Raw genomic sequence first — 13,993 nt, 5'->3', positions numbered from 1 at the left:
GATCGTCTTCTCAGGTGCGAGATTACTCGGTGTGGGAAGGCTTTTCCCGGGTGCGGGAAGGGGCCCGGGGCAAAAGTCCGGTACGGGTCCGGTGCCGTTCCGGCATCGGTGGGGACAGGCGGAGGAAGACGGACCGGGAGGTGCCGTGGTGCAGGAGCAAGTGGACGAGCGCGGGCAGGAGCTGGACCGCGAGCGTCGCGGACTGCTGCGGATCGGGCTCGCCGAAGTCCACAACCCGTCGATGGTGCCGACGCTCGACCCCGGCGACCAACTGGTCGTCCAGTACGGGGCCGTGGTCCGTCCGGGTGACGTCGTGGTGGTGCGCCACCCGTTCCGGCAGGACCTGCTCATCGTCAAGCGGGCCGTCGAGCGGCGTGAGGGGGGCTGGTGGGTGATGGGGGACAACCCCCTGGTGGAGAACGACAGCCGGGAGTTCGGCACGGTGCCCGACGAGCTGGTGGTGGCCCGCGCCTGGCTGCGGGTGCGCCGGCCGCCCGGCGCGGGTCAGCGCTCGGCGGGCGCGCTGCTGTCCTGGCTGGGCTCGGCGCTCAGGCCGGTGCGGGTCGTGCCGGCCGCCTCGGCGGCCCGGTTCTCCAGGCGCTTGCGGGCGCGGTAGGCGGCCACGTTCGCCCGGGTGGCGCAGCGGTCGGAGCAGTAGCGGCGGGAGCGGTTGGTCGAGGTGTCCAGATAGGCGTTGCGACAGGGGGCGGCCTGGCAGATGCCCAGGCGGTCGACGCCGTACTCCGTCAGGTGGACGGCCAGACCCATGCACGCCGTCGCGGTGTACGAGGCGCTGGCGCTCGCGGCGTGGTCGGCGATGTGCATGTGCCACTTGGGGCGGCCGTCGTCGTCGCGGAACTCGTGCCCGGAGATCTGCGGGCTGACGGGGAACTCCATCAGCAGCGCGTTCAGCAGGTCCACCGCGCGGACCTCGTCCTGCTCCGCCGCCGCCTCGAACACCCCGCGCAGCCGGGCCCGTACGGACCGCAGACGGGTGACGTCCGCGTCCGCGGCGCGCCGGGCGGCCTGCGCCCCCGCGCCGAAGAGCTCGCGGACGGCCTCCACGGACGTGAGCGTGTCGGCGCCGCGCAGCGGCTCCTCGCTGTTGACCAGGCGCACGGCGAAGTCCGAGTAGTAGGCCAGTTCCACTTGGGATCCTTACGCAGCGGTCAGGGGCGGGTGGCGTGCCGTGACGGCCAGGGTAATGGCCGATGAGGCATCGAGGGTATTACATATCGTGCCTTTGTGTGCCGGACCTTTGCGTACCGGGCCTGCGTGTGCCGGGCCTTTGCGTACCGGGCCTTCGTGCATCGAACCTTCGCGTATCGCGCCCGTACGTATCGCGCCCGTACGTATCGCGCTCGCGTTCGCGCGCGGCGGAGGGCGCGCGGCGGGGCGGCGGTACGGACCCACCCGTACCGCCGCCCCGCCGTGTCGTCCAATCCCCGCCCCCTACAGCACCTTCGACAGGAACGCCTTCGTCCGGTCGTGCTGCGGGTTGGTCAGCACGTCGCGCGGGTTCCCGGACTCGACCACGACGCCCTGGTCCATGAAGACCACGGAGTCGCCGACCTCCCGCGCGAAGCCCATCTCATGGGTGACGACGATCATCGTCATACCGTCCTCGGCCAGGCCCCGCATGACGTCGAGGACATCGCCCACCAGCTCGGGGTCGAGCGCCGACGTCGGCTCGTCGAAGAGCATCAGCTTCGGCTCCATGGCGAGCGCGCGGGCGATCGCGACGCGCTGCTGCTGGCCGCCGGAGAGCTGGGAGGGGTAGTTGCCCGCCTTGTCGGCGAGGCCCACCCGGTCCAGCAGCTTCATGGCCCGCTCCCGGGCGACAGCCTTGGTCTCGCCCTTGACCTGGATCGGCGCCTCCATGACGTTGGCCAGCGCCGTCATGTGCGGGAAGAGGTTGAAGCGCTGGAACACCATGCCGATGTCCCGGCGGTTCCGGGCCACTTCGCTGTCCTTGAGCTCGTACAGCCGGTCGCCCTTCTGGCGGTAGCCGACCAGCTCGCCGTCGACGTACAGCCGGCCGGCGTTGACCTTCTCCAGGTGGTTGATGCACCGCAGGAAGGTGGACTTACCGGACCCGGAGGGGCCGATGAGACAGAACACCTCGCGCGGGGCGACCTCCAGGTCGATGCCCTTGAGGACCTGGACGGCGCCGTAGGACTTGTGGACGCCCTCGGCCTTCACCATCGCGTTCATGCGCGGACACCTCCGGACTGGCGGTTGCTGAAGGAGGTCAGGTTCGCCTTGATCTTCTGCCACGGGGTGAGCGGCAGGGAGCGCAGCGAGCCACGGGCGTAGTGCCGCTCCAGGTAGAACTGACCGATGCTGAAGATGCTGGTGAGGATCAGGTACCAGGTGGCGGCGAGGAAGAGCATCTCGACCGTGGCACCGGTGGACTGACCGATGTCCGAGGTGGAGCGCAGCAGCTCCAGGTACTGACAGGCGGCGGCCGCCAGCGACGAGGTCTTCAGCATGTTGATGAACTCGTTGCCGGTGGGCGGCACGATCACCCGCATCGCCTGCGGCAGAACGATTCGCCGCAGCGTCCGGCCCTGGCTCATGCCCAGCGCGTGCGCGGCCTCGGTCTGGCCCTCGTCGACGGACTGGATGCCCGAGCGGACGATCTCCGACATGTACGCCGCCTCGTTGAGCCCGAGGCCCAGCAGCGCCGCCATGAACGGCGTCATGAAGTCGCTCATCTCGTCCCGGTAGATCGGGCCGAGGTTGATGTACGGGAAGATCAGCGCGAGGTTGAACCAGAGCAGCAGCTGGACGTAGACCGGGGTGCCGCGGAAGAACCAGATGTAGACCCAGGAGACCGCGGAGGTCACGGGGTTCTTCGACAGCCGCATCACGGCCAGGACCACGCCGAGCACCAGGCCGAGCGCCATCGCGAGCACCGAGATCAGCACGGTCTTGCCGAGGCCGGTGAGGACGTTGGAGTCGAACATGAAGTCCGGGATGGCGTGGTAATTGATCTTCGCGGTGGCGAACGCGTTGACCAGCAGTCCCAGCAGGGCGAGCACGACGACGGCGGCGACCCAGCGGCCGTAGTGCCGGACGGGGATAGCCTTGATCGCCTCCGGCTCGGGGCCGGGCGGAGGGGTGTCGGCGGGCCCCGACTTTTTGAGTGAAGCAGTCACGGGTAGTGCCTTTCAGCGCGATCTAGCGAGGAGCCTTGGGCGTTTGCGCCTGGGAGGAGTCGCTTCTCCGGATTGCTCTGACGTGCAGAGAAGCATGGATCTGACCCTGTTGTCAGTACCTCCTGTTAGCTTGCTGGTATGAAGCTCGTTGTGCAGGTCAAACTGATGCCGGATGCCGTACAGGCAACCGCACTTGGGGCGACCCTGCATGCGGTCAACGAGGCGGCGAATTGGGTATCCGCCGTGGCGTATGAGCACGGTGTGCCACGTGAGTACGAGTTGCGCGAGCACACTTACGCGGAATTGAAGGTGCGGGGGCTGGGAGCGCAGGCAGCCCAGCACACCATCAAGAAGGTCCGCGACGCCTACACCACCTTGAAGGCCGACACCAGGGCGGGGAACCTTGGCAAGAGGGGTTCCAAGCGCCGGATCAAAGCGGAGTCCAAGCCGGTCACCTTCCGGCCGAATGCTGCTCACCCCTATGACGACCGGTGTTTGTCGTGGCAGTACGACGCGCAGACGGTGTCCATCTGGACGACCGCCGGGCGCATGAAGAATGTCCGCTTCGCGTGCTCTGCCGACGCGCTCAAGATGCTGCGGGAGTGCCGGCAAGGCGAGTCCGACCTGATCGAGCGCGACGGTGTGTTCTACCTGGTTGCGGTGTGCGATGTTCCCGAGGTCGCCCCGTACGAGCCGGACGGTTTCGTTGGCGTGGATCTCGGTATCACCAACATTGCCACCACGTCCACCGGGTACCGGGCCGCCGGGCGCGGTCTGAACCGTTACCGCAAGCGGCAGCTCGAACTGCGCCGTAAGCTCCAGGCCAAGGGCACCAAGTCCGCCAGACGCTTGCTCAAGCGGCGCAACCGGCGGGAGCGGCGCCACGCCGCGAACCAGAACCACATCATCTCCAAGAAGATCGTTACCACCGCTGAACGCACCGGTCGCGGTATCGCACTCGAAGACTTGAGTGGGATTCGTGACCGGGTACGGCTCCGGAAGGACCAGCGGACCAAGCTGCACTCGTGGAGCTTCCACCAGCTCGCCGCCTTCACCGAGTACAAGGCGAAGCGGGCCGGGGTGCCGCTGGTGTACGTCGATCCCGCGTACACCAGTCGGCAATGCTCCGAGTGCGGTCACATCGACCGGAAGAACCGCGTCGATCAAGCAACGTTCGCCTGCCGGGCTTGCGGGGCCCTCATGCACGCGGACGATAATGCGTCCCACAACATCGGCCGCAAGGGTGAGGTTGCGTGGATCGCGGGGCGTGAGTCACGCGTCCCTGCCACCCCGTAGGGGTGCCTGGACGGAGGGGTTCCACCCAGCAGCCAGTTGGGCACTACCTCCAAGCCCGGTCCTTCAAGCCGGGCCAAGTTGACCGTTGCCTACGAGGAAAGGGAGTAGTGAGCCGGAGGCGGGATCACTGACCGCCGTTGATCTTGACTTCCTTGACGGCGCCGGCCTCGACGCCCCAGGTCTTGAGGACCTTTTCGTACGCACCGTTCTTGATGATCGCCTCAAGGGCGGCCTTGAGGGCGTCCCTCAGCTGGGTGTCGTCCTTGCTTACGGCGATGCCGTAGGGATTCGCCGCCACCTGGTCACCGATGATCTCGAAGTCCTTGCCGCCGCCGGAGGTGGCGGCCGCGTAGACCGCGGACGGGAAGTCGCTGGAGACGGCGTCCACACCACCGGCCTTCAGCCGGGTCTGGGCCTCCAGGTCGTTGTCGTAGGCCTCGATGGAGATCGGGTCCTTGTCGGACTCCTCGCACTTCTTGCTCTCGCCCTTGGCGAAGTTGTCCGAGACGGTGCCGCGCTGGACGCCGATCTTCTTCCCGCAGAGGTCTTCCCAGCCCTTGATCCCCTTGGTGTCGCCCTTCTTGGTGTAGAGCGACGCGCCGGCCGAGAAGTAGTCGATGAAATCGACGCCCTCGCTCGCCTTCTTGCCCGTCTTCGGGTCGATGCCCTCCTGCCGCTCCTTGGTGTCCGTCATCGCGGACATCGCGATGTCGTAACGCTTCGATCGCATTCCGGTCAGCAGGGCGTCGAAGACGCTGTTGTTGAACTCCAGCTTCACGCCGAGTTCCTTGCTGAGCGCGGCACCCAGGTCGAGATCGACGCCGACGTTCTTGCCGTTCTTCTTGAATTCGATGGGCGGGTACGCGATGTCGGACCCGACCTTGATGACCTTCGAGGCCTGGATCCGCTTGGGGAGCTTGTCGAAGAGCGGGGCGTTGGCGCCCTGCGGGGCGCCGGCGGACTCGTCACCGGTGCCGGGCTTGTCGCGCATATCGCCACAGCCGGACAGCAGCAGGGCGCCGGCGACCGCGATCGCGCCGGCGGCGGCCAAACGACTCCTGGCGGCAGCCGTGCGACGGGTGGTGCTTGCGGTCATTGCTGGTTCCTCCTGCGATCGAGGGGGTGGCCGACGGGATCGGACTGCAATTCACACAGGTCACACGAGGTCACGAGCACACATCGGCGGGCGCCGCGACCTCGTGTGATTGGGGCATCTTGCCATCTGGACTGCACCGTTCGGGGGGCTGTCTATGTCAAAATCGGATAACGGGTGATCCCCGTGCCGTACCGGCCCGCTTCGTACTACCGGACTTCGGCGCGCCTCTCCGGTACGAGACGCAAGTCACGCACCTCTTGTCTCACTCCATGGACTTCCGGCACCAGTTGACACGCTTTTGACGTGCATGTGTGGGTGCCGTGACCCGCGGCGGCGTAACTCACTCGTCGGCCGTAGCGCTCATCCGGTAGAAAGACCAGTCACACCCCGCACCCGGGGATCAGGGCACTTGTGCGCTTGTGCCCGGCGGCCCGCTACCTCGGGCGGCTACCCTCGACGGAAATCGACAAAGGGGTCAATGAAGTGGCAGCGGAGATTGTGAATCCTCGCGGCGAACGTGGTGCGGACGAAGCTCAGGACGAGCTCTTCGATCCGGCCTTCGCGTTGCACCGTGGCGGCAAGATGGCGATCGAGGCGACGGTGCCCGTGCGCGACCGGGACGACCTGTCCCTCGCCTACACGCCAGGTGTCGCGAAGGTGTGCAGCGCCATCGCGGAGCAGCCGGATCTGGTGCACGACTACACCTGGAAGTCCCAGGTCGTGGCGGTCGTGACGGACGGCAGCGCGGTGCTCGGCCTCGGGGACATCGGTCCCGAGGCGTCCCTGCCCGTGATGGAGGGCAAGGCCATCCTCTTCAAGCAGTTCGGCGGCGTGGACGCGGTGCCGATCGCGCTCGACTGCCGGGAGGTCGACGACATCGTCGACACCGTCGCCCGCCTCGCGCCGTCCTTCGGCGGCGTCAACCTGGAGGACATCTCCGCGCCGCGCTGCTTCGAGGTCGAGCGCCGGCTCCAGGAGCGGCTGGACATCCCGGTCTTCCACGACGACCAGCACGGCACGGCCGTGGTCACCCTGGCCGCGCTTCGCAACGCCGCGAAGCTCACCGGCCGCTCGCTGGGCCGGCTGCGCGCCGTGATCTCCGGCGCGGGCGCGGCCGGTGTGGCCATCGCCAAGATCCTGGTGGAGGCCGGCATCGGCGACGTGGCGGTCTGCGACCGCAAGGGCATCGTGTCCGAGGGCCGCGAGGACCTCAACCCGGTCAAGCGCGAGCTCGCCGGCTTCACCAACAAGGCCGGACTCAGCGGCCCGTTGGAGAAGGCGCTCGACGGCGCGGACGTGTTCATCGGCGTCTCCGGCGGCACCGTCCCGGAGGAGGCCGTGGCCACCATGGCGAAGGACGCGCTGATCTTCGCGATGGCCAACCCGACGCCGGAGATCCACCCGGACGTCGCCCACAAGTACGCGGCCGTCGTCGCCACGGGCCGCAGCGACTTCCCGAACCAGATCAACAACGTCCTCGCCTTCCCGGGCATCTTCGCGGGCGCCCTCCAGGTGCGGGCGTCGCGGATCACCGAGGGCATGAAGCTCGCCGCGGCGGAGGCGCTGGCGGCGGTCGTCGCGGACGAGCTGAGCGCGGAGTGCGTGATTCCGTCGCCGTTCGACGAGCGGGTCGCTCCGGCGGTGACGGCGGCTGTGGCGGCGGCGGCTCGGGCGGAGGGGGTCGCGCGGCGCTAGGTCTGTAGCGGCGTGCGGATCCGTGGGGTCCGCCGGGGCGGTTGCCGTCCTGGCGGGCCCCGCGCCGTTCTTGGGTGCGGGTGCGGGTGCGGGTGCGGGTGGGGGTGGGGTGCCGCTGCGTGAGGCCTTTCCCCAGCCCCGCCCCTTCCCGAAACCGGGGCTCCGCCCCGGACCCCGGTCCTCAAGCGCCGGACGGGCTGGATTTTCCAGCCCGTCCGGCGCTTGAGGACACTCGGGAAGGGGCGGGTAGGGGAAAAAGCCCCGCGCAGCGGCCCCTACCCCACCCGCCGCCAGAACACGTCATGCACCCCGTTCACATCCCCCGGCACCAAATTGCCCCCGGAGCTCCCGAACACCACCACCCGCCCCGCCAGATCCACCGACCCCCCACTCGCATCCCCGTCGTCCTGCGCCCCGTCCGGAGCCAGGTTCAGCCGCTCCACGGCCCCCGTGCGCAGGTCGCGTGCGAAGAGGTCCTGGTGGCCGTTGGTGTCGCCCGGGACCAGGTTCGTCGCCGTGGACGTGAAGTACGCCGTCCGGCCGTCGGCGCTCATGACCGCGCCGTCGTAGGAGCCCTCGTCCGCCTGGGAGCCGTCGGGGGCGACGCTGAGGCGGAGGGTGCGGCCGGTGCGCAGGTCCTTAGCGAAGACGTCCGTCTTCCCGTTGGTGTCGCCCGGCACGATCGAGGCCGAGACCGAGGAGTAGAGCGCGTACCGCCCGTCGGGGCTGAGCGCGATGCTCCCCGTGGCCGCCACGGCCCCGCCGTCGAGGGCCTGGGCGCCCCGCTGGGTGCGGCCGGTGCGCAGCTCGTGGACGTAGAACGCGCGGGCTCTCGGATGCGGCGCCAGGAGCCGGCCCCCCTCGTCCGGCTCGGGGACCAGCCGGGCCGCGCTCTTGAAGCCGACCGTGCCGCCGTCCGCGCTGATCACCGGGGAGGCGGAGAAGCCGTCCGCCTGGGAGCCGTCGGCGGCGACGCTCACCCGCCGGACGGTGCCCCGTACCCGGTCCTGGACGAAGACGTCCGCCACCTCGTTGGTGTCGCCCGGCACCAGGTCGCTCCGCGTCGACGCGAAGGCGACGAACCGCCCGTCGGCGCTGATGGACGGGTCGCGGTTGCCGGCCCGCGTCCCCGCCGCGTTGGTGAGCAGGGCATCCGTCCGGCCGGTCCGGCGGTCGCGGACGAAGACGTCGAGACCGCCCGCCGGGTTCTGGCCCGGCGCGAGGTTCCCGGCCTCCGAGGTGAAGACGACATACCGGCCGTCCCCGCTGATCGAGGCGTTGTACGAGGGCCCGTCGGCCCGGGTCCCGTCGGTGGCGACGCTCACCTGCTCCAGCGCGCCCGAACGCAGGTCCTTCACGTAGACGTTGCGGAGGTCGGGCTTCCCGGGCACCAGATTGGTGGCCCGGGACTCGAACACGGCGAACCGGCCGTCGGCGCTGACGCTCCCGACGAGCGACTCGCCGTCCGCCCACGTCCCGTCGGTGGCCGCGCTCACCACGCTCGTACGCCCCGGGCGCGCCGTACCGGCGGCGGACGTACCGGCGGACGTACCGGCGGCCGCGGCCGCCGTAGCGGGCAAGGCCGCCGCGACACAGCTTCCTAAGATCGCCACCACGGCGGTGACGCGTCCGGAGCGACGCATGGATCTCCCCCCTCGGGAACGAGCCCGTACGACACCGGTGCGACACGTGTGCGGGCCCGGAAAGCCAACCCGCCCACCGGGCGCCCGGTCAACGCGGAAGCGCACTCTCCGCCGCGGATACGGCCGTTGCCGGAGGGGCCCGTGGACACCCCGGTGACCGACGCGGCGCGTGTCACACCGGTGCCTGGTTCCGCCCCGCGCGTCCCGGGTCTAGGTTCGGATCATGTTCGCCGCCTATGCCGTACGCACCGACCGTGACCAGCCGCTCGAAGGACTCGAGTTGGGCCAGCGCCCCGAGCCCGAGGCGCCGCCCGGGTGGACGGTCGTCAACGTCAAGGCGGCGTCCCTCAACCACCACGACCTGTGGTCGCTGCGCGGCGTCGGCCTCTCCGACGAGGCGCTCCCGATGATCCTCGGCTGTGACGCGGCGGGCCTCGACGAGGACGGCAACGAGGTCGTCGTCCACTCCGTCATCGGCCAGAGCGGCCACGGCGTGGGCCCGCGCGAGCAGCGCTCCATCCTCACCGAGCGCTATCAGGGCACCTTCGCCGAGCGCGTCGCCGTCCCCGCGTGGAACGTGCTGCCCAAGCCGAAGGAGCTGTCCTTCGAGGAGGCGGCCTGTCTGCCGACCGCCTGGCTGACGGCGTACCGGATGCTGTTCACCAACGCGGGCGTCCGCCCCGGGCGGAGCGTCCTCGTCCAGGGCGCCGGCGGCGGGGTCGCCACCGCAGCGATCGCCCTGGGCGCCGCGGCCGGGCTGCGGGTCTTCGCCACCAGCCGGGACGAGGTCAAGCGCCGGCGCGCGGTCGAACTCGGCGCCGAGGGGGCCTACGAGCCGGGGGCGCGGCTGCCGCACCGCGTCGACGCCGTGATCGAGACCGTGGGCGCCGCCACCTGGTCGCACTCGGTCAAGTCCCTCAAGCCCGGCGGCACCCTGGTGATCTCCGGGGCCACCAGCGGCTCCAACCCGCCCGCCGCGGAGCTCAACCGCATCTTCTTCCTGGAGCTGAAGGTCGTCGGCTCGACCATGGGCACCAAGGACGAGCTCGCGGACCTGCTCTCCTTCTGCGCCGCCACCGGCGTACGACCCGTGATCGACTCCGTCCTGCCGCTCGACCGGGCGCGCGAGGGCCTTGAGAAGATGGCCGGTGGCGACCTGTTCGGCAAGGTCGTGCTGACGGTATGAACGGCGGATGCCTCCAAGACGCTTGCGCAAGGCGGCGCTGCTCGCCGTAGCCGCGGTCCTGGCACTCCTGGCACCGGGGGTACCGGCGGCGGCCCGTACGGACCACACGGCTCGTGCTGATCACACGGCCCGTACGGACCCGGGCATCCCGCCCCTCACCGACGACCGGGGCCGCGTCCTCACCGTCCGCGGCTGGAACCTCGCGGACAAGGAGCACCGCGGCGCCGACGCCCTCGCGGACATCACCGAGCGCTCGCTGCGCGACATGGCCGGGCGGGGCTTCGACCTCGCCCGGCTCGCGGTCTTCTGGGACGACCTGGAACCGCGGCCGGGACAGTACAGCGAGCGCTACCTCCGCAAGATCGAACGCGTGCTGGACTGGGCGCACGAGTACCGCGTGCGCGTCGTGATCGACGCCCACCAGGACGTCTACGGGCCCGCGTTCGGCACCCACCGCGGCATCCCCGCCTGGGCCACCCGCACCGACGGCCTGCCCTACCGGCCGCACCCCGACGACTGGTTCGCCGAGTACTTCGAGCCCGCCGTCCAGGCCGCGTTCGAACACCTCTACCAGGACGAGGACCTGCGGCGCGCCCAGGCCCGGATGTGGCAGGTCCTCGCGGGGCGGTTCGCGGACCATCCCGCCGTGTTCGGCTACGACCTGATCAACGAGCCGATGGGGCGGATGCGGGAGGGCGAGAGCATCCCGGACGCCGCCCGCCGCATCGAGTCCACGCGGATCACCCCGATGTACAACCGCCTCGCCGACGCGATCCGCCGCGTCGACCGCCGCCACCGGCTGTTCGTCGAACCCACCCCGGCCGCCGGCGAGGGCGTCCCCACCGGCCTCGGCCGTATCCACGACCCCAAGGTCGTCTACGCCCCGCACTTCTACAACGCGGCCATGGAGGCCGGGCGCGACTACGACCCGGCGGCGGGCTGGCTGCGCGCCTACGAGGCGGCCGTCGTCCACTACCCGCGCGCGATGCGGATCCCCCTCGTCGTCGGGGAGTGGGGGCCGATGAACAGCTCCCTGCCGAACATGGGCCGCTTCTACGAGGACGCCCTCACCTCCATGTCCCGCTACGCGAGCGGCTGGGCGAGCTGGCAGTGGTGCTACGGCGGCGGCTACTGCGCCCTCGACGCGCGGGGCCGCTACCAGCCCAACAAGGCCCGCACGGCGGAGCCGTACGCCCCCGCCGTGGCGGGCGCGGTACGGGACGCCTCGTACGACGCGCGGACGGGCGTCTACCGCCTGAGGTACACCCCGGCACGGCGCGGCCCGACGGAACTGACCCTGCCCCCGGCCCCCCGCGGCTGGCGCCTGACGACCGAGGGCCCGGCCCGCGCCGACACGACGGCGGTACGACCGGGGGAGCGCGGTGCGGTACGGGTGACGGCGGTGCCGGGGCGTGGCGAGGTCAGGGTGACGGCGGTGCCGGGGCGGGGCTGAGCGGCCGGGTCCCCGGTGTGAGGGTGGTGCGGGTGCCGGGGCCGCCCCGGCACCTGCCCGAGGCCTTCACGGGCCAGGGACCGAGCGGTCGGGGTCCGGCGGGCGCGGCGTCGCGGGCGCCGGCCGGGTGGGGCTCCCCCCGGCTCGTCTCGTGGTCACCGCGTCCTCGCCAGCACGCCGCAGTGGAAGGCGGCCGCCCGCGCCGGCGGAGCTGTCAGTGGGGTGCGGGGAGGCGGACGGGCCTTGGTGACCTGGGCGGGTGCGGCGCGTCGCCGGGTCCGCCCGTGGCCACCACGGCCCTCGCCCGCATGCCGTGGTGGAAGTCGGCCGCCTGTGCCGGTGGAGCTGACGCCCCGGCGGCCGGACGGGCCTCGGTGACCCGGGCGGGTGCGGCGCGTCGCCGGTGCCCCGCCCGGGAGCCCTCCCGGGCCCGGCGTCGGACGGTGCGGCCCCCGGCCGAGGTCCGCACCGCCCGTACGCCCCGGCGTCAGTCGCGCGGGGCGCGCAGTGCCGCGTCGATGCGGGCCGCCGCCTCCGCCAGGTGGCGGCGGGACTCGGCGAGCTGGGCCGGGGTCACTCCATGGTCGCGGGCCGTGTCGCGGATGCCGTCGCGGAAGCGGTCCAGCAGGCGGTCCAGGTCGCGGGCCGGGTCCTCGGAGGGGGCGGCCGGGGCCGTGGCCCAGTCCGGGGCGTGCCCGCCCGGACGCGGGCGCCCGGCGCCGGCCGTGTTCTCCCCGCTCTCCCCGTTGTTCTCCCCGTGCTCCCCGTTCTTGCCGCGCGGCTCGCGCGTCCCGTGGCCCGGGGCGTCCTTGCCCTCCGCGAGACGGCTGCCGAGGTCGCCCAGCTCCCGGGTCAGGACGCCGAAGCCCTCCGCGATGCCGGACGGCCAGCCCTCCTGGCGGACGTGCTCGCCGACCTCCCGCTGGACGCGCTCGGCGATCCGCAGGACCTCCTCGTAGGCCTCCTCGTGCGCCTGCTTGGCCTGGCGGCGGGCCTGCTGGGCGTCCTGGCGGGCGCGGCGGCTCTCCTCCTTCGCCCGCCGGGCCTGCTCCTTCCACTGCTCCTTGGCGCGTCTGAACTCCTCCTTCGCGCCCTGGAAGGGGTCGCCCCCCGGCGGCTCGGCGCGCGCCCGCCGGGCGTCCTCGCGCATGTCGCGGCGGAGGCCGTCCGCGGCTCCCCGGACGTCCTCGCGGATGTCGGAGGCGAGCGCGGAGACGGACTCGCGGATGTCCAGTTCGAGCTCGGCCAGCTCGCCCTGCCGGTCGGCGAGTTCGGCCCGGCCGGCGTCGGTGACGGAGTAGACCTTGCGGCCGCCCTCGGTGGCGTGCGTGACGAGGCCCTCGGCCTCCAGCTTGGCCAGCCGCGGGTAGACCGTCCCGGCCGACGGGGCGTAGAGCCCCTGGAAGCGCTCCTCCAGCAGCCTGATGATCTCGTAGCCGTGGCGCGGGGCCTCGTCGAGGAGCTTGAGCAGGTACAGCCGCAGCCGGCCGTGGGCGAAGACGGGGGGCATCAGAGGACCTTTCCCTGGGCGGGGACGTCGGCGGAGCCGGTGGGGGCGTCGGCGGGGCAGCCGGTGGGCGCACCGGCCGGGGCGCCGGCCGGGCCGTCGTACGGCCCGTCCGCGGTGTCCGGGCGGCGGAGCAGCGCGATCGCGCCCGTGACGGTGGCGACCCTGAGCTTCCCACTACCGGAGCCGAGCGTGCCGGTGACCTTCCGCGCGCCGAACCGGCCGCCGACGGCCAGCTCGTCGAAGGCGCAGGAGACCGCGCCGCCCATGGTGCTCGCCCGTACCTCCACGCCGGCGCCGGCCGGCAGCCGGACGGCGACCTCGCCGGCGACGCTGCCCAGGGCGACGTCCAGCCGCTCCGCGGCGGCCGCGGGGGAGTGGTCGACGACGACGGCGCCGGTGACCGTGTCGGCCTTGACGGTGCCGCTCGCGCTCTCGACCAGCGTGATGTCCCCGGAGACGGAGTCGAGGCGCAGGTCGCCGCGGAGGCCCTGGGCCTCCAGCCGCCCGGCCACGGTCTCGGCGCGCACCTCGCCGGTCAGCCCGACGAGCGTGGCGTCACCGGTGGCGCTCCGGATCTCCGTGCGGCCCGCGATGCCGGAGACGACGGCCTCCGCGGTGACGGTGCCGACCTCGACGCGGGTGGCGGCCGGGACGGTGAGCGTCACGGTGGCCGTGCGCTTCCTCGCGAGCCTGCCCGGGTCCCGGTCCAGGAGGTTCTTCCAGGACAGGTCCTCGTAGCCGACGGTGAGGGTGCCGTCCCGCAGCTCGACGGAGAGCGGCGGGCCGTCGAGCTCGGAGAGCCGGAGGGCCGCGGGGCCGGAGTCCGTGCCCACGACGTTGACCGTGCCACCGAGGATCCGCACGGCGAGGGCCGTGACCGGCTCCTCGAAGGTGAGCTGCTGCGGTGCGGACAGTGACCACTCCGACCGGACCTGCATGCCGGGCCTCCTTGC

General features: G+C 71.6%; 12 protein-coding genes. 5 read left to right on the top strand and 7 right to left on the bottom strand.

Annotated elements, in window-relative coordinates; genetic code table 11:
* Positions 1 to 148 precede the first annotated feature (148 nt).
* Positions 149 to 616 carry a nickel-type superoxide dismutase maturation protease gene (sodX, locus tag LUZ64_RS15220; protein WP_211305108.1) on the top strand — a complete coding sequence of 156 codons (468 nt, stop codon included), beginning with the start codon at positions 149 to 151 and terminating at the stop codon, positions 614 to 616.
* Here the strand turns inward: sodX and LUZ64_RS15215 are convergent.
* The 3 genes from LUZ64_RS15215 to LUZ64_RS15205 all read right to left on the bottom strand — a co-directional run bounded on the left by LUZ64_RS15215 (position 505) and on the right by LUZ64_RS15205 (position 3,161).
* On the bottom strand, positions 505 to 1,149 hold the full coding sequence (locus LUZ64_RS15215) for a CGNR zinc finger domain-containing protein (RefSeq protein WP_095583268.1): 645 nt from the start codon (positions 1,147 to 1,149) through the stop codon (positions 505 to 507). The genes sodX and LUZ64_RS15215 overlap by 112 nt on opposite strands.
* Positions 1,150 to 1,452: 303 nt before the next feature.
* Positions 1,453 to 2,214: an amino acid ABC transporter ATP-binding protein gene (locus LUZ64_RS15210; protein ID WP_095581434.1), complete on the bottom strand. Its 762-nt coding sequence runs from the start codon at positions 2,212 to 2,214 to the stop codon at positions 1,453 to 1,455.
* Positions 2,211 to 3,161 carry an amino acid ABC transporter permease gene (locus LUZ64_RS15205; protein WP_095581433.1) on the bottom strand — a complete coding sequence of 317 codons (951 nt, stop codon included), beginning with the start codon at positions 3,159 to 3,161 and terminating at the stop codon, positions 2,211 to 2,213. Before LUZ64_RS15205 ends, LUZ64_RS15210 begins: the two co-directional genes overlap by 4 nt.
* A gap of 138 nt (positions 3,162 to 3,299) precedes the next feature.
* Here LUZ64_RS15205 and LUZ64_RS15200 point away from each other — a divergent pair, with 138 nt between their 5' ends.
* Positions 3,300 to 4,457, top strand: a complete 1,158-nt coding sequence (locus LUZ64_RS15200) for an RNA-guided endonuclease InsQ/TnpB family protein (RefSeq protein ID WP_095581432.1) — start codon at positions 3,300 to 3,302, stop codon at positions 4,455 to 4,457.
* Between the two features lie 124 nt (positions 4,458 to 4,581).
* Here the strand turns inward: LUZ64_RS15200 and LUZ64_RS15195 are convergent, their stop codons facing one another.
* A complete protein-coding gene (locus LUZ64_RS15195) occupies positions 4,582 to 5,553 on the bottom strand; it encodes an ABC transporter substrate-binding protein (RefSeq protein WP_095581431.1) in 972 nt (323 codons plus the stop codon).
* Positions 5,554 to 6,036: 483 nt separating this feature from the next.
* On the opposite strand from LUZ64_RS15195, the gene LUZ64_RS15190 reads away from it, so the two are divergent.
* Positions 6,037 to 7,248 carry an NAD(P)-dependent malic enzyme gene (locus tag LUZ64_RS15190; protein ID WP_095581430.1) on the top strand — a complete coding sequence of 404 codons (1,212 nt, stop codon included), beginning with the start codon at positions 6,037 to 6,039 and terminating at the stop codon, positions 7,246 to 7,248.
* Between the two features lie 275 nt (positions 7,249 to 7,523).
* Here LUZ64_RS15190 and LUZ64_RS15185 read toward each other — a convergent pair whose 3' ends face one another.
* Entirely contained in the window at positions 7,524 to 8,891 is a 1,368-nt protein-coding gene (locus tag LUZ64_RS15185; RefSeq protein ID WP_232390237.1) for a TolB-like translocation protein, read from the bottom strand.
* Between the two features lie 223 nt (positions 8,892 to 9,114).
* Between LUZ64_RS15185 and LUZ64_RS15180 the strand changes: the two genes are divergently transcribed.
* Entirely contained in the window at positions 9,115 to 10,077 is a 963-nt protein-coding gene (locus LUZ64_RS15180) for a zinc-binding dehydrogenase (RefSeq protein WP_095583642.1), read from the top strand.
* Positions 10,078 to 10,084: 7 nt separating this feature from the next.
* Positions 10,085 to 11,530: a cellulase family glycosylhydrolase gene (locus LUZ64_RS15175; protein ID WP_095583641.1), complete on the top strand. Its 1,446-nt coding sequence runs from the start codon at positions 10,085 to 10,087 to the stop codon at positions 11,528 to 11,530.
* 487 nt (positions 11,531 to 12,017) lie between these two features.
* On the opposite strand, the gene LUZ64_RS15170 is transcribed toward LUZ64_RS15175, so the two are convergent.
* Complete coding sequence (locus LUZ64_RS15170) at positions 12,018 to 13,040, bottom strand: PadR family transcriptional regulator (RefSeq protein ID WP_095583640.1); 1,023 nt, start codon at positions 13,038 to 13,040, stop codon at positions 12,018 to 12,020.
* Positions 13,040 to 13,978 (bottom strand): DUF4097 family beta strand repeat-containing protein, encoded by a 939-nt coding sequence (locus LUZ64_RS15165; protein ID WP_095583639.1) that lies wholly within the window; start codon positions 13,976 to 13,978, stop codon positions 13,040 to 13,042. Before LUZ64_RS15165 ends, LUZ64_RS15170 begins: the two co-directional genes overlap by 1 nt.
* Positions 13,979 to 13,993 lie beyond the last annotated feature (15 nt).

The sequence above is a fragment of the Streptomyces albireticuli genome, assembly GCF_021228125.1.
Lineage (GTDB): Bacteria > Actinomycetota > Actinomycetes > Streptomycetales > Streptomycetaceae > Streptomyces > Streptomyces albireticuli.
The sequence above is the reverse complement of the archived record's forward strand: the minus strand, read 5'-3'. Positions and strand labels throughout refer to the sequence as shown.

Bases quoted from the DNA above. Each gene is read 5' to 3' on its own strand.
- LUZ64_RS15200 (WP_095581432.1), top strand. From the start codon at position 3,300: ATGAAGCTCGTTGTGCAGGTCAAACTGATGCCGGATGCCGTACAGGCA.
- LUZ64_RS15210 (WP_095581434.1), bottom strand. From the start codon at position 2,214: ATGAACGCGATGGTGAAGGCCGAGGGCGTCCACAAGTCCTACGGCGCC.
- LUZ64_RS15170 (WP_095583640.1), bottom strand. From the start codon at position 13,040: ATGCCCCCCGTCTTCGCCCACGGCCGGCTGCGGCTGTACCTGCTCAAG.
- LUZ64_RS15195 (WP_095581431.1), bottom strand. From the start codon at position 5,553: ATGACCGCAAGCACCACCCGTCGCACGGCTGCCGCCAGGAGTCGTTTG.
- LUZ64_RS15165 (WP_095583639.1), bottom strand. From the start codon at position 13,978: ATGCAGGTCCGGTCGGAGTGGTCACTGTCCGCACCGCAGCAGCTCACC.
- LUZ64_RS15175 (WP_095583641.1), top strand. From the start codon at position 10,085: ATGCCTCCAAGACGCTTGCGCAAGGCGGCGCTGCTCGCCGTAGCCGCG.
- LUZ64_RS15180 (WP_095583642.1), top strand. From the start codon at position 9,115: ATGTTCGCCGCCTATGCCGTACGCACCGACCGTGACCAGCCGCTCGAA.
- LUZ64_RS15185 (WP_232390237.1), bottom strand. From the start codon at position 8,891: ATGCGTCGCTCCGGACGCGTCACCGCCGTGGTGGCGATCTTAGGAAGC.